15 protein-coding genes are annotated in these 19,135 nt (G+C 55.6%); 4 read left to right on the top strand and 11 right to left on the bottom strand.

What is annotated here, in order from left to right:
* Positions 1–31 precede the first annotated feature (31 nt).
* The 5 genes from QLQ17_RS07165 to QLQ17_RS07145 all read right to left on the bottom strand — a co-directional run bounded on the left by QLQ17_RS07165 (position 32) and on the right by QLQ17_RS07145 (position 5,490).
* Complete coding sequence (locus tag QLQ17_RS07165) at positions 32–898, bottom strand: substrate-binding periplasmic protein (RefSeq protein ID WP_283208860.1); 867 nt, start codon at positions 896–898, stop codon at positions 32–34.
* The gene (gene fliS / locus QLQ17_RS07160) at positions 855–1,253 is read right to left on the bottom strand and encodes a flagellar export chaperone FliS (protein ID WP_283208859.1); all 399 of its coding nucleotides are present in this window, start codon (positions 1,251–1,253) and stop codon (positions 855–857) included. Before fliS ends, QLQ17_RS07165 begins: the two co-directional genes overlap by 44 nt.
* Before the next feature lie 18 nt (positions 1,254–1,271).
* Positions 1,272–3,248 carry a flagellar filament capping protein FliD gene (gene fliD, locus QLQ17_RS07155; protein ID WP_283208858.1) on the bottom strand — a complete coding sequence of 659 codons (1,977 nt, stop codon included), beginning with the start codon at positions 3,246–3,248 and terminating at the stop codon, positions 1,272–1,274.
* Positions 3,249–3,466: 218 nt separating this feature from the next.
* Positions 3,467–3,901: a flagellar protein FlaG gene (locus QLQ17_RS07150; RefSeq protein ID WP_283208857.1), complete on the bottom strand. Its 435-nt coding sequence runs from the start codon at positions 3,899–3,901 to the stop codon at positions 3,467–3,469.
* Positions 3,902–3,981: 80 nt separating this feature from the next.
* Entirely contained in the window at positions 3,982–5,490 is a 1,509-nt protein-coding gene (locus tag QLQ17_RS07145) for a flagellin N-terminal helical domain-containing protein (RefSeq protein WP_283208856.1), read from the bottom strand.
* A 376-nt stretch (positions 5,491–5,866) separates the two neighbouring features.
* Here QLQ17_RS07145 and QLQ17_RS07140 point away from each other — a divergent pair, with 376 nt between their 5' ends.
* Positions 5,867–7,393: a flagellin N-terminal helical domain-containing protein gene (locus QLQ17_RS07140; RefSeq protein ID WP_283208855.1), complete on the top strand. Its 1,527-nt coding sequence runs from the start codon at positions 5,867–5,869 to the stop codon at positions 7,391–7,393.
* A 44-nt stretch (positions 7,394–7,437) separates the two neighbouring features.
* The gene (locus tag QLQ17_RS07135) at positions 7,438–9,435 is read left to right on the top strand and encodes a tetratricopeptide repeat protein (RefSeq protein ID WP_283208854.1); all 1,998 of its coding nucleotides are present in this window, start codon (positions 7,438–7,440) and stop codon (positions 9,433–9,435) included.
* Between the two features lie 21 nt (positions 9,436–9,456).
* On the opposite strand, the gene sbcB is transcribed toward QLQ17_RS07135, so the two are convergent.
* Together sbcB and QLQ17_RS07125 are read right to left on the bottom strand one after the other, a co-directional pair.
* Positions 9,457–10,902 carry an exodeoxyribonuclease I gene (gene sbcB / locus QLQ17_RS07130; protein WP_283208853.1) on the bottom strand — a complete coding sequence of 482 codons (1,446 nt, stop codon included), beginning with the start codon at positions 10,900–10,902 and terminating at the stop codon, positions 9,457–9,459.
* Between the two features lie 47 nt (positions 10,903–10,949).
* The gene (locus QLQ17_RS07125; protein ID WP_283208852.1) at positions 10,950–11,825 is read right to left on the bottom strand and encodes a hypothetical protein; all 876 of its coding nucleotides are present in this window, start codon (positions 11,823–11,825) and stop codon (positions 10,950–10,952) included.
* A 256-nt stretch (positions 11,826–12,081) separates the two neighbouring features.
* Between QLQ17_RS07125 and QLQ17_RS07120 the strand changes: the two genes are divergently transcribed.
* Together QLQ17_RS07120 and QLQ17_RS07115 are read left to right on the top strand one after the other, a co-directional pair.
* Positions 12,082–13,098 carry a response regulator gene (locus tag QLQ17_RS07120; RefSeq protein ID WP_283208851.1) on the top strand — a complete coding sequence of 339 codons (1,017 nt, stop codon included), beginning with the start codon at positions 12,082–12,084 and terminating at the stop codon, positions 13,096–13,098.
* Between the two features lie 2 nt (positions 13,099–13,100).
* The gene (locus QLQ17_RS07115) at positions 13,101–14,066 is read left to right on the top strand and encodes a sensor domain-containing diguanylate cyclase (RefSeq protein ID WP_283208850.1); all 966 of its coding nucleotides are present in this window, start codon (positions 13,101–13,103) and stop codon (positions 14,064–14,066) included.
* Positions 14,067–14,108: 42 nt separating this feature from the next.
* Here the strand turns inward: QLQ17_RS07115 and QLQ17_RS07110 are convergent, their stop codons facing one another.
* The 4 genes from QLQ17_RS07110 to QLQ17_RS07095 form a co-directional block, all read right to left on the bottom strand.
* Entirely contained in the window at positions 14,109–14,477 is a 369-nt protein-coding gene (locus QLQ17_RS07110) for a histone-like nucleoid-structuring protein, MvaT/MvaU family (protein ID WP_283208849.1), read from the bottom strand.
* A gap of 172 nt (positions 14,478–14,649) precedes the next feature.
* Entirely contained in the window at positions 14,650–15,912 is a 1,263-nt protein-coding gene (gene tviB / locus QLQ17_RS07105; protein ID WP_283208848.1) for a Vi polysaccharide biosynthesis UDP-N-acetylglucosamine C-6 dehydrogenase TviB, read from the bottom strand.
* A gap of 35 nt (positions 15,913–15,947) precedes the next feature.
* Positions 15,948–17,345: an MBL fold metallo-hydrolase RNA specificity domain-containing protein gene (locus QLQ17_RS07100; protein WP_283208847.1), complete on the bottom strand. Its 1,398-nt coding sequence runs from the start codon at positions 17,343–17,345 to the stop codon at positions 15,948–15,950.
* A gap of 5 nt (positions 17,346–17,350) precedes the next feature.
* Positions 17,351–19,120, bottom strand: coding sequence for an SLC13 family permease (locus QLQ17_RS07095; protein WP_283208846.1), 1,770 nt, complete (start codon positions 19,118–19,120; stop codon positions 17,351–17,353).
* Positions 19,121–19,135 lie beyond the last annotated feature (15 nt).

Below are 19,135 nucleotides of genomic sequence, written 5' to 3'. Positions count from 1 at the left end.
CGCACATTGTACGGGAGAGCTTGAGGAATGGCTATTGTGCAGAGGTTGCAGAGGCGGCGTCAGGCTCACCAGGGCCATCGTATTCCGGTCGACCAGATTCGCCAAAGAAAATTCTGTTCAGCTCACCGTTCTCGTCCATTAAAGCAATCGCCTCGCGAAACTTCATGGCCGCATCCGAACGCTGCGCTTTACCAGACATGTACAGGACCCCTGACTGCCCTGGTACATGCTTATTGTATCGCAGCACATCCGAGCTCAAACCCATGGCCTCTAACGCCTTGAGGATGGCATGATCACTGGCAAGAATTGCGGAAATACGGCCTATGGACAGCAGATCTATGGCCTGACTGATCAAGGTGACCGGCACCTTCACCACCTCGGTATTCTGCTCGAACGCCTCTCCAAGGTAGGTACCGCGGATGTAGGCGACGGATTTGCCAGACAGGGACTCGAGGGTTAACGGGTAGTCGGTCTCGGCCGTCGCAGCGAGAAGAATGTTGGCCTGAACGACTTTACCAAGGTTGACGGCCTGACGATCGAGGTCGGGGCTTTGAAACAGAATGCTGAAATTGATGTGCCCGTTCTTCAGTTCGCTGATGGCTCGCCGCACGGGGCGCAGCCGGGGTTCTACTGGCACATCCGTTAACTCGGACAATCGCCGCATGACATCGACCAGACTGCCGCTGGGCTTGCCACGTTGATCTTCGTACGCCCAGGGCCAGACATCCGCGATCGCAAAGGTAACCGGCTTGGTATCGCTTTCTGCCAGAGACACAGGCGCAACCGCTACACCAACCAAAAGGAGGGCGATAAAACGAAGAACACGGTTCAATGAACGGGTTCTTATCCCACCGTCAGACAGCGTGCTGCTGAGACGTCGCCTCTTCACGAATACCATCCCAACCGTCCTTGATCGAACGAAGCAGGTCCGCAACTTCGTCCAGTTTTTCCACATCGTTCTTCAGGTTGGCATCGAACAATGTCCGTTCCATGTACTCATACAGGGACTCGAGGCGAACCGCCAGATCCCCGCCTTTTTCGAAATCCAGGAAGCCACGCAGACCACCGATGATCTCAATGGCTTTGGAGATCAGCTTGCCCTTGCCCTCAAAGTCTTTTGCCTGCATCCGTGCCTTGGCCATATTGATGCGCTCCAGCGCACCGTTATACAGAAGCTGAATCAGCTTGTGTGGGTCCGCATCTGTGATGCTGGTCTGGGCATTGACGTTCTTGTACGCCTGTAAACCGTTCATACTTAACCCCTTTCAGGCTTAACTGTCTCTGTTGTTCTGTGGCGCCAGCGCCGCTAGCTGCTGGCTTACGTAATCCCGGGTGTTATTCAGTTGCGCAATCAACGAGTCTGCGGCCGTAAATTGACTGATTAACCGCTCTCGATAGGCCGAAACTCGTTCCTCGAGCCGGGCCCGATCTTCCTGAATACGCTGCAGGTCGTTGTTTAGGCCTTCGGTCCGCGAGCTGATCGACCCATCAGCGCCAACAAAACTCGTAACCAAATCAACGGCTTTTTCAGCAACGCCTTCTATAAAGGTTATTTCACCACGATTTCCGGTCTGGCTTCCCGCGATCCGCACCTGCAGGCCATTGGCGTCACCAAAACCGCTGTCAACAAACAGAACCTGTCCATCCCCGGATGCTGTTTGCCCGCCAATCGTGCCTTCAACGTCCAGTCCTGCGGTACCTGAGTCGACGGACAACCCAAGAGAAGCGCCGTCCTCTACTGACGTGATCGCAACGTTGGATTCACTGCCGTATTTGCCGGACGTAAACGTCAGCGCGCCAGCCCCATCGAGCCCCACCTGAACGGATTTGCCGGCCGCATTCAGTGCCGTGTTCGCAGAGATTTGCGCCTGGATCTCATCAGCCAGATCCTGAGCGGTCGCATAAGTGCCCGCTGAGAGCGTCAGGCTGACCGTCGTATCACCGTCAACCTCCAGCGACAGTTGATCATTTGACCCGTCAATCGTCACACCATCTGCCAGAGCGGCTGTGCCCGCGACGCTGCCTCGGGTTGCCGCCTGAGTCACGTTGATGTCGTAGGTGCCGGGTCGGGTATTGAGACCACTTCTCACAAACTCCACCTGCGAATCCGTAGCCCTGCCCTGTTCAGCGAACAGCGCGGTCACGTCATCCGGATTCGCCTTGAGCTGCTCTTCAAGTTTGGCCCGATCAAATTCCAATCCACCGGTTTCAAAATTGGTGGTGATGCCAACATCCGCCAAACTCCGAACCGACGAGTTTTCCAACCCGGGAACAATCCCGGTCAGCAAGCTGCGGAGCTGGTTTTGGATGCCACGCACGGTGCTGTCACCGGACAGTATGCCGCCCTGCCCCGTTTGTGAATTAAAGCCAGCCAGTCCGGAAATGGTGGACTGAAGGTTGTTGAATTTGTCGACAAAGCCCTGGACACGATCGGCAACCGCACCAAAATCCTGTTTTACTTCAACCGTCGAGGTGATGCCTTCTTCAGTAATATTAAGGCTCAGCCCATCGATCACATTCTCAATGTTGTTCGTCGAGCGGGTGATTTCGATACCATTGATTTGAACCACAGCGTCCTTGGCGGCAATGGTCTCTGTCAGGTTCTGAGTGCTCGTATCAAATGCAAACTGGGAGAGCCCCGACGAATCTGTGCTGTTTCCGTCATCGTCAGATACCGTCACACTGATCGCATTAGCCGTGCCCGTCTCCTCGGCCGACATGACAAGCCTGAAGCCCGATCCAGTATCGATGACACCAGCCGTCACTCCTATGCCTGCATCGTTGATTTCGTTGGCCAAGCCCTGAAGCGAATTGTTAGAGCTATCAATCGTGATGGATTTGGTTTCGGATCCTGCTCTGATCGTCAGAACACCGGTACCAATCGAGGCGTTGTCTTTGTTGTCAAAAGTTCCGGAAGCAAGCGACTGGGCCTGCGCCAGGCTATCAACCTGAACGGTATAAGACCCGCGGCTTGCCGCACTGTCGTCCACCGTAACGGCAACACCGTCATTCGATGAACTGGCAGAAAATGCCGTCAAATTATCTGGCGCACTGAGTTGCCTCATCGGCAGGCGCAGTTCTGTCACAGCGCTGCGCAGTGTCCCATAGGCGGAAATCAACGCTTCTGTGCGCTTGGTTCGCTGATCCAGACGCACTTCCGTCGGTTCACGCTCAGCCGCAACCAACTGATCAACCAAGTCGGAGTTCAAGACTCCCGAACCAACACCCAGCGATGAAATACTTGCCATTGCCATGCCTCCTCTGGAGGTCCAAATTCGTTACGCTCAGCCATTGTCACCTGAGCTGTTCCGGTTATCGACCAATAGCGGCAAAACTTTGCCCTTTTTTTCACCAGAATTGTAACGAGCTGTTAAACCATTATAGCCATAAAGCAGAACACCGCCGGACCCACTGGGGTGCGGCGGTGCTGTTCTCTTGTCCACATCAGTATTAAAGCGGCAAGGCTTTACACTTTGATGTTAAACAATGTCAGCGGTTCGTCCTGCTGCAAGTTTTCTGCCAACCTCACGGCCACCTCGTTCGGGATCTGGCGAATGACTTCTCTTGTGGATTGGTCCACCACCCTCACGATGGTTTCTCCAAGATCGTCATTCACTTCAAATTGCAGATCTCTCTGGACGTTCTGAACAAAATCGTTCAGTTGCGATACCGCTTCGTCCAGTTGCTCTCTCTGAGCCTCATTCCGGTTCTCCAGCCTTTCTGCCTTGCTTGGCTGCTGAGCGGACTGAGGGGAGCTTGCTGCCTTTGACTGCCCCGACGCGGCAGACTGGGCTGAGGCATTCCTGCCTTCCGCCTGAGCTGACGAAATTGCCCGAGCCGGAGCTTTTTCACTGGAACGAACCAGCTTCAATTCCGCGCTGTTCAGGTTAACGTCATTCATAGCTTACCTCGCTATCCTATGCGGCAAGCTGCCGGGGCTCCTTGTTTACAGTGCACCCCGGCTTAGCCGCTTCTCCCGGTTTACTGCAGGAGGGAGAGAACCTGCTGTGGACGGGCATTGGCCTGGGCCAGTACCGAGATACCCGCCTGCTGCAGCACCTGAGCCTTGGACAGTTTGGCGGTTTCTGCAGCAAAGTCAGCGTCCAGAATCCGGCTATTCGCTGCCGACAGGTTCTCGGCAGTGGTCGACAGGTTCGAGATGGTAGACTCGAATCGCGACTGAACCGCACCCAGCGTTGCCCGCAGGCTGTTGATGGAATCCAGAGCGCCGTCAACCACGTTGATGGCCGAGGAAGCACCTGACTGACTGGTGATATCAATTTCAGACGCTGCGCTCAGGGTGGCGCTGTTGGAAGTCGCCGCAAACAGGCCGCCTGTTGATCCCGAAGTCACGGTAAAGCTTTCTGAGGAGTTGAACTCAATGTCACCGGAAATTCGGGTAGAGTCGGTGCCGCTGCCATCATCAGTATTGTCGACGTCAGCGAGAGTCACCGCAGAGCCAGAATCGGTACCGTCGGCGTTCAGACCCTGAACATCAAATACGTTGTTATCAGTAGCGTCATTATTGCTGGCGTCAGCAATAAGAATGTCGTCACCGCCTTCGCTTGTCAGGGTGATGCTGGACCGGTCAGCGCTCAGCTCAGCGGTGATACCGGTAGTCGTTGAAGCCGCGTTAATGGCATCCGCCAGAGACGTTACGTTGCTGGAATCGTCAACCTGAGCGGATACTGTCACCGCAGTTCCGTCCTGACCTGTCAGGTCAAAGGAAACGGTACCAGTAGAGACACCCTCGATTCGGGCTTGAGTCGACGCATCGGCTTTGATACCAGTCGAGCCAGTCGCAGCATTGACCGACTCAGCGATGGACCTAGCGGAATCGCCTGCGCCAACAGCGACAGTCGTGGTACCCAATGAACCTGTAAGGGTCAGATCTTCCGCATCTACAACCGTACTCGCACCTGGGTCGGTAGCAGCTGCAACAGCTTCAGAGCCTGTGCCGTCAGTGGTCAGGCTAAAGTTACCGATCTGGTTGGCTCGAGCACTATCAATGGACACCCCGATGGTCTGGCCGGCGTTAGCGCCCACCTGGAAGCTGGCAGCTGTGAAAGAACCGTCCAGAACGTTCTGACCGTTAAACTGTGTGGTGTCAGCAATCCGGTTAACCTCAGCCAGCAGCTGATCAACTTCTTCCTGAAGTGAGGCACGGTCAGAGGCCGAGTTGGTGTCGTTGGCAGACTGAACCGCCAGTTCACGGATTCGTGCCAGCGAGTTCACGGTTTCGCTCAGTGCGCCCTCGGCGGTTTGAGCCAGTGAGATACCGTCGTTGGCGTTACGAACCGCCTGGTTCAAGCCACTGATCTGTGCGCTGAAACGGGTAGAGATCGCCAGGCCCGCCGCATCGTCTTTCGCAGAGTTGATGCGCAAACCTGAAGAAAGACGCTCGAGCGCCTGGTTAGACAGCTCTTGCGATTTGTTGAGCTGGTTCTGTGCCGACAGTGAGGCGACGTTAGTGTTGATACCGAGAGCCATAATGCTTCTCCTTCGACAAAAGCCGTTAATTCATGGATTAGGTTCGACGCCCGACTTTCAGACGCGCCGCCCTGTTGATCTGGGTAACGGCGCCTCCGAAGGTTCCTTTAGCAAAAAATACCACCAATTTGTAAGCGAATGTAAAAGCGGCAATTGCCTGCCAGTTTTCCGTCTCACTTCAATTGTGAACCGGCTTTACGGCAACTTCAATAGCGCTTTTACCGCTTATTTTTCAATGATATAGAGGTCTAAATGTAAAACTGGCACAGCCTTCGCTTACCACCCTGCAAAACGGCAATTTAATGAATTTCGCCGGCAAAGCACCCACCGTGACCGGGCGCCGAACCACCGGCATCTCTGAGCAGGGAGAATTGATATGCCTCAGATCATCAACACCAACATTGCGTCGCTGAACGCACAGCGCAACCTCAACGCCTCCCAGGGCGAAGCCAATACGGCACTTGAGCGGCTGTCTTCTGGCCTGAGAATCAATTCCGCCAAAGACGATGCGGCGGGCCTGGCGATCTCGACGCGCTTCGAAGCCCAGATTACCGGTCTGAACGTCGCCCAGCGAAATGCCAACGATGGCATCTCCCTGGCCCAGACAGCAGAAGGCGCGCTGGACGAAGTTACCAACAACCTGCAGCGCATTCGTGAACTGGCGGTACAGTCCGCCAACGCGACCAACAGCACGTCCGACCGGCAAGCCCTGAACCAGGAGGTGCAACAACGCATTTCCGAAATCAACCGGATTGCCAGCCAGACCAGTTTCAACGGCCTGAAGGTGCTGGACGGTACCTTCGGCGAGCAGACCTTTCAGGTCGGCGCTAACGCCGGTGAAACCATCGACGTCAGCGGCCTGGATTCACGCGGTGCTCAGCTGGGCTCGGTGCTCACCGAGAGCCAGAACCTCGGTGGCGCAACGGCAGGCTACGAGTCAGTCAATACCGCTTCTACCGCTTTGCAATCGTCACTGACTTTCCCGATTACGCTCTCTGGCGGGGATGACACGGTCACCATAAACGGCACCGCGCTGACCATACCGGCTGGAACCTATGCAGATGCAGACGCCCTGGCGTCAGCCATTCAGACCGAAATTGATACTGCGGTCGCCGGTGGCAATACCGACCTGAATAACCTGTCTGTCAGCTCCAATTCGTCGACAGGAGAGCTTGTGTTTTCCAACTCTCGCAACGAAGCATTCGATGCGGTCTTTTCACTGGATGACGATGATGACGGCAATACCTATACCGAAACGGTCAACATCGCCATTGCCGACGAGCCGGTCCCGCTGACCGATTACTTTGCTGAAGGCAACACCGTTTCCTTCGCCGTGGATGTGGACGGAAATCAGTTCACCTTGGCCGACGCCACATCGCTGAACGACATTGTGTCTCAGGTAAACGCCAGGACGGTCGATACCGGCATCCGGGCCAACCTGAACTCCGAGAACGACGAGATTATTTTCTCGTCCCAATTCGGAAATGACTTTGACATCTCCATCACCGCAACCGACCTGTTTGAAGAAGATGGGGTAACGCCTCGTGTCGACCAGACACTGAATGCGACGGTGGCCGACAACACGGTTTCTGTGAACGACCTTCAGATTGATACTCGCGACGGAGCCGAGCTGGCTCTGGTCGCTGTGGATTATGCCTTTGACAAGATCAACGGCTTCCGCGCCGAACTGGGTGCGGTTCAAAACCGATTCGAGTCCACCATCGCCAACCTTGCGACAACGTCTGAAAACCTGGCGGCCTCCAATAGCCGTATCCGGGATGCAGACTTCGCCGCTGAAACGGCTGAACTGGCCCGTACCCAGGTTCTGCAGCAGGCAGGCCTATCGGTTCTGGCTCAGGCAAACGCCCGGCCCCAGCAGGTCCTGCAGTTGCTGCAGGGTTAACAGACAGAGCGCTGAACGCGAACGATTGAAGACTGAGGTGTCCCATGCAAGCACAGCATCATAATCAAAGCGCTGATCAGCAGCAGGCCGTTGCGGCTCGACTGCTGATCCAGGCTCAGCTTGCCTACCGCGAGTCCAATGGCCCTGCGTCACTGGTTCAGCGCACGAAGGCAAGAGCAGAGTGTCGCGGCTACTTGAAGGACGCGCTTGCGGCAGAACCGGGCCATCCCGCTGCTCTCGGCCTGCTGGGACGGGTAGAGATGGACGACGGCGATCTGGAAGCCGCCCAGACTCTGTTTACCCGCAGCCTCGATCTGGATTCAGAACAGCCACAACAACACATCAACCTGGGTTACTGGGCACTTCAGTCTGAACGCCCGGCGCTTGCCGAGCAGTACTTTCTGCAGGCACTGGACATGGATCGGCAGTCCGCACCGGCTTTCTGCGGCGTTGCTCACGCCAAACGGATGCAGGGCGCGTTCGATGTGGCCTACCTGCATTACCGCAAACTGCTTGAGACCGGCCTTGAGTGGCCATCCATCTACAGCGGCATGCTGCAATGTGCCGCCCAGCTGGATGTAGCGACCGCCGATCAGGACCTGGCGCATGACGCCATTGCCTTGCTGAGTCACGATGGCCTTCCGCATCAGGAACTGGGACGATTTGTCGCCGCGATTATCCGCCAGCAGTACGATCTGGAAGACCCCAACGCCCAGATCTTTCTGGATGCGGCCAGTCAGGATTCGCTCCTGCTACTGGCACTGAACAAAACCCTGATGCCTGATCCGGCGGTTGAAGAACTGGTCACCCTGTTGCGCCGTTCAGTTCTGGCCGAAGTCGCAAAGACTGCGGAACTCCGCGACAACCTGCAGCCACTGGCATTGGCACTGGCAGTCTATGTGGATCGAACCGGCTATGCCCTGCCCGCCGAGGACGATGAGGAACGCCTGGTAGCCACAGTGAACGACAGCATCAAGGCACAGCTGGTTCTTGGCGATGCGCAAGATCAACTGATCGGCTCGCTGATGATCAGTGCCATGTACGGCGCACTGTTCCATCAACCCTTCGCGGTGGACCTCGGTGCCTGGAATCTGGTGGACTGGCCCGTAGCAATGCAGGCGACCATGGCCGCCAGCTATTACGACCGCGCTATGGAAGAAGCGATCAAACAGAGCTTTGATGAAAAGGCGGAAGAGCTTCACCTGGAAAAAACCGACGTCCCCCAGGCCTGGCCTTGCTGGTCTACCCTGTCCTATCGGACGCAAGCCAGCCTGAAAAACGCACTGACCCATGAACTGGGCCTGACGACCGATCATTGCCCGGATACGTTGCGAATCATGGTCTGCGGAGCCCGCTCCGGACAGCGCGCGATGGAGCTGGCGCATTATCTGAGCGACGTGGAAGTGATTGCCGTGGACGAGTCCCTCGCCAATATCGCGAAGGCCACCCGCATGGCAGACCAGTTGGGTATCAGCAACATCGTTTTCTGGCCCTGGTCGGTTGCGCAGAACTTTATTGCGGATGAACACAAAGTCCACTGGATCGAAGTGGGACGCTTGCCATCCGATAATATGACCGATCTTTCCCTGGCGGCCTTGGTCAACGCGGGCACCAACGCCGGGGCCATCGTGCATCTCCACACAAGCGTAAGCGAGCAAACCGATGGCGACCGTCAGATCAGACAGATGATTGCCAGGCACAATTTAAAGCCAACACGCTCTACCCTGCGCCAGCTCCGCAAGATGGTCATGAACAATCGCCAGGACCCGACCTGGCAAACACTGACGGAAGATTCCGATTTCTACGGCCTCGGCGGATGCCGTGACCGCTGGTTCGCCGCACAGAACGCCGAGCAGTTAAACGAACTCATGGCGCTGGTCAGCAACGAAGTGGACTGGAAGCTTGTAAAAGCCCGGGATACCGACGGCCACAGCCTGGCCACCGGCCCCGTGCAAAAGCAGATTCAGGCCGAAACACTGGGCAGCGAAGTGCAGAGCCTGATGGGCCAGGATCTATCGGTGTACTTCCAGAAACGCCGCTGAGTCGGTTAAACGCCGAGCCCTTTAAACATAAGGAATCAGCGACTCACCATAAAGCTGAAGCTCTTCAAGCAGGTGCCGCTTTTCCGGAGTCAAATCCGGATCAGCGGCCATCGACTGAAGGGTCGCAAAGAAGGTTTCCAGAGAACGCCAACCAGACTTCGGTTGCATCAGACGCTGCTGGCGAAATTCTTCCCACTTTTCCTGCTCTTCCCCAATCAGCGTTTCCGGGAAATTGCGGGCGCGGTAACGGAACAGCAATTCGTAAAGCCGCTCATCCTGAAAACGGACCTCTTGCTCTCCCAAGGTTTCGACCGGCTGATTCAATAGCCAGTTCAGGGTGTCGCGATCCTGCTTGCCAATAAATCCGCCGGCGTAAAGCTGCTCGTCCGGATCCGTCAGGTCGCCTTCGTGTGGCTGATCGAATGCCTCTGCGATCCTTGCGGGCAAGCCCTCTGCCTTGCGCAGTATGGATAGATTCCGGCGCAAGGCGTCGCCATCCAACTCCAGAGCCTGAAGGCGTTCCTCAGACAGAGATTTCAGCATCGCCGACGGCGCGAGCACCGGACATTTATTCAACTGCACACCCTTGAGAGGAAACCGGCTGACGCCCTCCCCCAGATTCGCCTGCGACGTGAAGACACGCTCACGAATCTGTTGTGGCGTCGCATTAATGAGTTCTGACGGGTCTTCCCTGAGGTCGTAAACAATCACCAGATTCTTGTTGGTGGGGTGATCGGCCACCGGCGCCACCATCGCGCAGCATCCTCGCGACGCAGGGTATTTGGCAGACACATGGAGCACCGGCTTCATGGTGGCGGTATCCAGCATGGCCCGGGCGGAGTGTTTGTCCTTATTCTGCAGCACGAAATCAAACAGCTTTGGCTGCTTTTCACGTATCAGCCGGGCGATGGCAATGGTCGCTTCTACGTCTGACATGGCGTCGTGGGCACTTTCGTGGCTGATGCCATTCGCCGCTGTCAGTTCTTCCAGCCGGAAGCTGGGGCTGCCATCCTCTTTCTTCGGCCAGTTGATACCTTCCGGGCGCAGAGCGTAGGTCAGGCGCACCATGTCAATGATGTCCCAACGGGAATTACCGTTTTGCCACTCCCGTGCGTAGGGGTCCCTCAGGTTTCGATACAGGGTATGGCGGGTCACTTCGTCGTCAAAACGCAGGTTGTTATAGCCCACTACGCAGGTGCCGGGCTGACTGAAAGCTTCGTTGATCTGCGAAATGAATTCGGCTTCTGAAAACCCCTCTTCAAGGGCTTTTTGCGGGGTAATGCCGGTAATCAGGCAGGCCTCCGGCGAGGGAACGTAATCATCCGTGGGCCGGCAATAGATAACCAGAGGGTCCTCAATAATATTGAGGTCGGCGTCTGTGCGCACGCCGGCGAACTGACAGGGGCGATCGTGAATGGGATCAACCCCGAAGGTTTCATAGTCGTGCCAGTAAAAAGAACGGATCACCGCTAACTGCTCCTGCGCAGAATCGAATGAGATTGCTGCGCAGTCTATCAGAACATGCCGGTACCGCGATCCACGTAGTGAGTCCGCTCGCGCTGAACCCCGTTTTGAAGGGTTTGCATATCCAGGGTCATGGCGGTGGGCAGGTTCATGAACACTCCCTGCGGCCCCTGAATCGTTCCGGCACCGTTTACCTGCTGCCAGTCAACGGATTCCTGCTGGAAAGCCAGGAACAAGTCGTTGGTGAAGCCAACCGTGCCGTCGCCATTATCGACACCGATGTCCATGGATTTAATGTTGGTCAAGGGCACGCATTCTGCGCTGGACGAACAGGTGCCTTCCGCACCCGGAATGCCAATCTGGGTTGCGCGGTGGTTGGTGGCTACGCCGGCATCATCAAACAAGGTCGCATCGACCGTTGTACCCGTACCGGTGCCATCATCAAGCTTGATTCCGAGATTACCGCTGAAGCTGGCAAAGTTGCCTGACAGGGTGCCGCGGGCTTCGCCAAACCCCATACGGAAGCCAGCCAGATCGTTACCGTTCCTGGCGAGTTCGAAATAGGGTTGCGCACCCTGGAAGCGAACGATGTCATCAACGTTGTAGGTTTGACCATCAATCTGGACACGGGTGTCGTCACGAACATAATGACCCAGCGCGAGGTCAGATACATCCAGATCTGCCCCGGAGCCATCCCCACCAATAATCGCGTTATCCACGTTCAGACGGGTTTTCACGTCCATGCCCATGGTGACACGCGTAAAACTATGGGTACCGTCGTCCACGTTGTTTACGGTCATCAATGCTTGCCCCTGAACCTGGCTCATTTCCTTATCGGAGATAGGCTCAAGTTCTGCCATTGCCAACGGCGATAGGCCCAGGCAGATGGTGAAAGGGACAGCATACTTGAATGCATCCTGTCGCATAGTCTCGTGTCTCTGATTTAGTCTTTGGGTCTAGCCATCCGACGCCCAACCCTGATGCCGCAGATTTCTACTGGCGCTTTTCACGCTCTTATTAACTCTGCTTTGGCATACGGCTTTCTTTTTCTTTGTTACATTGTGTTATTGCCGCAACGCCATAGTATCCCAGGCACCCCAGCCAATAGAGTGAGACAGTTCACAGGGCATAGAATTCGTCTATCCCACTGCTATACTGAAGAAAATAATAAGCGGAGCCCCCATGTCCATCCGAGTTCTGATTTGTGATGACTCGTCTATGGCGCGCAAACAAATGGCGCGTGCCCTTCCCAAAAACTGGAAAGCGGACGTCACTTTTGCCTTTGACGGCAAAAACTGCCTGGAAAAACTGGAAGAAAGCCAGGCTGAACTGCTGTTTCTGGACCTGAACATGCCCGAAATGGACGGCTACGAGGTATTGCAGACCATCCACGCACAGGATCTTCCGGTACTGACCATTGTGGTTTCCGGTGACATTCAGCCCGGAGCCCGTGAGCGGGTAAAAAAACTGGGTGCCATTGATTTCATTAAAAAGCCGACCGACACTGATCAAGTGGCCAGCATTCTGCGCGACTACGGTTTCCTGCAGCCCGAAGAATTCGAAACCCAGGAAGCCGGGGCGGCTGCAAAGGCGCCGTCAAAATCCGGGACTGTCAACCTGAATGACTACCTTCAGGAGATTTCCAACGTCGCCATGGGACGGTCTTCCGACCTGCTGGCGCGCCTGCTCAAAGTGTTCGTACGCCAACCCGTTCCTAAAATAGAGACGATCACCACCAGCGAGCTGAGCATGGCCATATCGGCGGCTGACGCTAACACGCCCTACTCTGCCGTTTGCCAGGGCTTTATTGGCGCCGGCGTCGCCGGCGAAGCCATGTTGCTGTTTGCAGACGCCAACTTCGAGGAAATGGCAAAGCTGTTGCTTTATGACGACATCCACACCGAAAATCTTGAGGTGGAAGTCTTGATGGACATGTCCAGCATCCTGTTTGGCGCATTTATCAACGGCATCGGCGACCAGTTGGACCTCAAACTCGGCCTGGGCCATCCAACCGTGCTCGGGCAGCACCGCAAAGTGGGCGACCTGCTTGACTACCACAGGCAGCGCCAGGAAAAGCTCCTGTGTATCGAGATCAGCTACGAACTTGAAGGCACGGACATCAGCTGCGACATGCTGGTGCTTCTGACAGAAGACTCGGTGCCGTTCCTTGAACAACGACTGCAATACCTGGTGGACTGACCATGGCAATCTCTGAAACGGAAGCAACCTCGTTCCACTGGCTGGTGGACATGCTCGAATCCGTCGAGGTCGGGCTGGTGATCATTGACCTGGAGTTTCGCGTTCAGGCCTGGAACGGGTTTATGGAACATCACAGCGGCATTACCGCCAGCAAAGTTCGTGATCAGGTACTCTTTGACGTGTTTCCGGACATCCCCGAAGCCTGGCTGACCCGAAAAGTCGATTCTGTCGCCATGCTGAACACCCGGGCCTTTACCTCGTGGGAGCAGCGCCCTTTCCTGTTCAAGTTCCGAAGCACCCGGCCCATCACCGACACCGAAGAGTTCATGTTCCAGAACCTGACCATCAGCCCCCTGTCTGGCATCAATGGCCAGGTCGAAAAAGTCTGCTTGATGGTTTACGACGTCACCGATATAGCCACCAGCAAACGAGCGCTGGAAAAGGCCAATCAGCAACTCGAAAAGCTGAGCATGACCGACCGCTTAACCGGCCTGCTGAACCGGGGAACCTGGGAAAACCTTCTGGATGCCGAATTCGAGCGTTATCGCCGGTACGGCCAACCCACCTGCCTGGTGATGTTTGATATTGACCACTTCAAGGCGGTGAACGACACCCACGGCCATCTCGCCGGCGATGAAGTCATCAAGCACACCGCGCAGGTGACCAAAGCCAGCGTTCGGCAATCTGACACAGTGGGACGCTATGGCGGGGAGGAATTCGGAATTATTCTGCCGGAAACCGGCGCCGACGGCGCACGCATCATCTGCGAACGAATCCGTGAGACTATCGCGGCAAGCACCGTAAAAACGGATGTGGCCGATATCACCTACACCGTCAGCATTGGCATCGCCCCCATTTCCGAAAAGCCGGAAAACTACATGCAATGGCTCCAGCAGGCCGATGAGGCGCTGTATGCGGGCAAGGAAGGCGGAAGAAACCGGGTGGTGGTGTTCGGCGAGGAAAGCTAGCGTGTGCGGGCGCACACGCTGCCTGGTAAGACAAGGATAGACTCAGTCCTGCTGCCAGCTCTGAACCGCTTCCTTACCGTGCTTTTTGCGCCATTCGTTCAGCGTCTTGTGGTTGCCGCCACGGGTTTGAACCACTTCACCCGTGTGCGGGTTCTTGTAGGTTTTCATCGGGCGCTTGGCGCGAGTGCCCGTGGAAGCCGCTGCTTTAGCGCCGGTAATGGTGGGGTCGATGGCCGACAGAATCTGCAGAACGTCTTTCGGCGATTTTTTGTATTCTTTCATCAGGTCGCGAACTTTATTCTCGAATTCCAGTTCACCTTTCAGCGCCTGATCCTGCTCCAGTTTTGCCAGTTCTTCAGAGAGCTTTTCCATAAGCTGCTTCTTCTGATAATAATCATTAATCTTTGCCATGGATAACAAAACCCTTTATTTGAAATCAAAACCTTTAATATGGAAATGACTGAAAGTCGCGTAAATAATAGTTTAATTATTCAACGGTGGCAAAATTTTTATTTTACTGTTCTTTAATAAAAAAAGCCGGCTTTGAATAAGCCGGCTTTCAGGTTTAGTTCAGAGGTTGAGATCAAAGCCTTAAATCAGCCTGCCCTAACGGCAGCACTCCTTTCAAATCAAATAGAACACCGTCTGGTTTCAAATACTGTCGTAATTGCTCAGACGACTGTTGGGCATATTCGCGATGAGGTACCACCAGCATAAGGGCATCGTAATCGCCTTTCGCCGGATTCTGCTCCAGAGCGATTCCATACTCTTCTTCTGCCTCATCAGCGCTGGCCCAGCAGTCCGTTACATCCACCCGGCAACCAAATTCCTTTAACTCTTTAACCACATCAATAACGCGGGTATTTCGTAAATCAGGGCAGTTCTCTTTAAACGTAAAGCCCATCAACAATACTTTTGCATTGGCAATCGTGTGCCCGGCCTTAATCATGGCCTTAACCAGCTCAGACGCTGAATACGGGCCCATGTTGTCATTCACTCTACGGCCCGCAAGAATGATTTCCGGGTGATAGCCAATCGATTGTGCTTTGTGAGTTAAATAATAAGGATCCACACCAATACAATGGCCACCGACCAGGCCCGGTTTAAACGGTAAAAAGTTCCATTTTGTGGATGCCGCCGCAATGACTTCGTTGGTATCTATCTTGAGCCGAGAAAAAATCATCGACAATTCATTCATCAATGCAATATTCAAATCGCGCTGGGTGTTCTCAATGACTTTTGCCGCTTCGGCCACTTTTATAGAACTGGCTTTGTGGGTTCCGGCCGTAATGACTCCCGCATAAAGCGCATCGACTTCGTCTGCAATGTCAGGCGTCGAACCGGAGGTTACTTTCATAATGGACGTAACGCGGTGCTCTTTATCACCCGGGTTAATTCGCTCGGGGCTGTAGCCGGCAAAGAAGTCCTTGTTAAACGTCAGGCCAGATACTTTCTCAAGTATTGGAACACAGACTTCCTCCGTGGCACCGGGGTACACGGTTGATTCGTAAATCACAATATCGCCGGTTTTAAGAATCTTGCCGACGCTTTCGCTAGCCTTTACAAGCGGCGTCAGATCGGGCGATTTGTACTCGTCGATGGGCGTGGGCACCGTCACAATGAAAATCTGGCAGTCACGAATGCCCTCCACCGTATCCGCGAAAGACAACCCAGTGGATCCCGAAAGCTCTTCACGGCTGACTTCCCGGGTGACATCGACACCTTCCCGCAACTCTGCAATACGCTTGGTGTTGATATCGAAACCCACTACCTCACGCTTTTCGCCAAAGGCAGCCGCCAGTGGCAGACCAACGTAACCCAGGCCGACAACGGCAATCTTTTTCATGGTGCAAACAATCCTTTACTTAGCGTGTGAAGGGCTCAGCCCAGTCCGGGAATCATTATCCCTGCAAGCCCGACAGAATGAAATTGGTGTCTTAACGATTCTTTTGCGGATTCGTCGCCGTGAACGATCCGAATTTCAGAGGGTGGCGGCTGAATGTCCGATACAAAACGAACCAGATCCGACTGACCCGCATGGGCAGAATAACCGCCGACCTGATGGATACGGGCCCGAATGTCATAACGCTGGCCGTCCAACTCAACCCACCCCCCTCTGGGGCCGTAGGTCAGAATATCACGGCCAGGGGTACCTTTGGCCTGGTATCCGACAAACAGAACGTCATTTCTCAGGTCACCCAGCATGGCCTTGAGGTAGTTCACCACACGGCCACCGGCACACATACCAGAACCAGCCAGAACCACACAGGGGCGGTGGGACCGGGTCAGGTAATCCACGGCATTCAGATGGTCTTCGTGGCTATCGATCACGGTCAACTGCTCGAAAGACAGCGGATGCCTGCCCTGGCGAACCAGCTCGGTGGCTTCGGCGTCCCAGAATGGCTTCAGGTCACGGTAAATCCGGGTGAATGTTGCGGCCAAGGGCGAATCCACCACAATTTCCAGATCGTGCCACGGCAGATCCGGTGCCACTTCGTCGTTACCGAATTCGTGAATCAGGCTTTCGATTTCGTACAGCAGTTCCTGGGTTCGTCCAATGCTAAACGCCGGCACCAACACGGTGCCACCGTCCGCCAGCGCATTCTCCAGAATCGTCTTGAGGCGATATCGGCGATCGACCCGGCTCTCGTGGTCCTTGTCACCGTAAGTGCTTTCAATCACCACCCGGTCCGCCTTCTCTGGCGGCTTTGGCTCGGGCAACAGGGGCGAGTGAGGGGCGCCCAGATCACCGCTGAACACAATCCGCTCTGGCTTTCCTGCAGATTCTGCATCGCATTCCACATAGGCGGACCCCAGAATGTGGCCTGCCCGTTGGAAGCGAATGGACAATGAACTGCCAGAATCCTCAAACACAGGATGCCACCGGTTGTAGGGAACCGGCACCAGTCGGGACCGAATCAGCCCCAGCACCCGTTCGATCAGCGCCCGGTCCCGGGTGAAACCAATTTTCAGGGCATCTTCCAGAATTTCCGGCAACATGATGGCCGAGGGTTCCGTGCAGATAATCGGCCCTCCAAATCCCGCCGCCAACAAATAGGGAATCCTGCCCACATGGTCGATGTGAACGTGGGTGACCACCAGGGCCTTGATGTGCTCAATGGGAAAATCGATCGACAGATCAGACGCGCCTGCCCTGTTGCCCTCTTCTTCTCCCTGAAACAGGCCGCAATCAATCAGAATGCCGGAATCGCCAACGTCTAACTCGTGGCAAGAACCCGTTACACCGGTCACCGCTCCGTGGTGTTTGATGTCAATCATGCCATTCAGAATTCCCAGACAAATGGAATCAGCCCTATGGCCATGGAACCAACAAGCACGCTCAACGGCAAGCCCAGCCGAATGTAATCGGTAAACTGGTATCGCCCGGGGCCATACACCATCAGATTCGTCTGATAGCCAAGGGGGGTAATAAAGGAGGCAGACGCAGCGAACATAACCGCCACGGCGAAGGGCAAGAAGCTGACGCCCAATTGTTCCGATACTGCCAAGCCAATCGGAAACATCAACACCGCCGCCGCATTATTGGTAATGGCTTCGGTAAAGGCTGCGGTTAGCACATACACAATGGCCAGCGCCATCCAAGGCGTTAACGGGCCAAACAGACCCAGCAGCCCGCCCGCTACCCATACTGCGGCGCCGGTTTCCGTCATTGCGGTGCCCAAAGCGAAAGACGCCGCAATCACCACCAATACCGGCAAATCCACGCTTCGTCGGGCGCGACTGGCGGTGATGCAGCCGGTGACGATCATGGCGCCGGCCGCCAAAAACGCCGCTTCCATGATCTGCAGCAGGCCAGACGCACTCGCCAGCACCATCAGCAGAAGAATCCCCAAGGCCCGCGGCGCCCGGTGAAAATCCGGCGGCGTGGAATCGTTCAGAGCACTGACCAGAAGAAAGTCGCGACGGAAACGGTATTGCTCCACGAACTGGTGGCTGGCTTCCAGCAGCAGGGTATCGCCCATTCGGAAGGTAATGTCACCTAGCTTGCCGGACACCCGCTTACCTTCCCGCGATACCGACAGGATCGCCGCATTAAAACGGGTACGAAAGCGGCTCTCGCGCACCGTTTTATTCAGCGCAGGGAATTCCTGGCCCAGAACCACTTCCACCAGGCAACGTTGATGGTTAGCCAGGTCCAGTTTCTGAATACTGGCCTGGGCCGCTTTCACGCCCTGAATCCGGCGCAGCTCGCTGGCACATTCCGGCGCCCCCACAAAATACAGTTTGTCACCTGCCTGCAGCATCCGATCCGGCTCTACAGCAGTAATAAGGCGCCCGCCCCGGTCTATCTCTGTCAGGTAGCCGTAGTTCAACGCACGCAAACCGGCCTGCGCGACGGTTTTACCCACCAGTGGCCCGGCAGCATCGACCTCCACTTCCACGCCGTATTCGCGAACCAGCTCCAACTCTTCCTTCATGCCACCACGGTCCGGCAACAAACGGGACGACACCAGCACAAGATAAGTGCCGCCAATCAGCAATAAAGGTATGCCAACCCATGCCAATTCAAACAGGCCAAGATTGACCCCCAGGCGCGCCTGCAGCATGCCGTCCACCACCAGGTTGGTACTGGTGCCGATCAAGGTGCAGGTGCCCCCAAGGATGGCCGCGTAACTGAGAGGGAGTAACAGGCGGGAAGCAGGAATGCCCAGGCGCTGGGCCCAGTCCTGAATGGCGGGAATGAACATAGCCACAACCGCCGTGTTGTTCATAAACCCGCTGAGAATACCGGTCGGCGCCAGCATTCGCAGCTGGGCGCCCTTTTCCGTTTTCGGGTGGCCCAGTAGCAAACGCGCGATCCACTGCACGGCCCCGGTTTCTTTCAATCCGGCCGCCACCACATAGAGCGTAGCGATGGTAATCACTCCCGGGTTACCAAAGCCGGATAAAGCCTCCACAGGGCCAAGAACGCCGGTAATCAGCAAAAACGCCAGGGCGGCCATCAAAACAAGATCCGCAGACACCCGGGTGATCACCAATGCGGCCAGAACCGTGGCGAGGGTCAGCAATGTCAGAATGGCTTGCCATTCCATGGGAGGATCATCCAG

Origin of the sequence: Marinobacter sp. CHS3-4 (genome assembly GCF_030053415.1) — a bacterium.
Classification (GTDB): Bacteria; Pseudomonadota; Gammaproteobacteria; order Pseudomonadales; family Oleiphilaceae; genus Marinobacter.
This window is presented reverse-complemented; position numbering and strand designations above follow the sequence as displayed.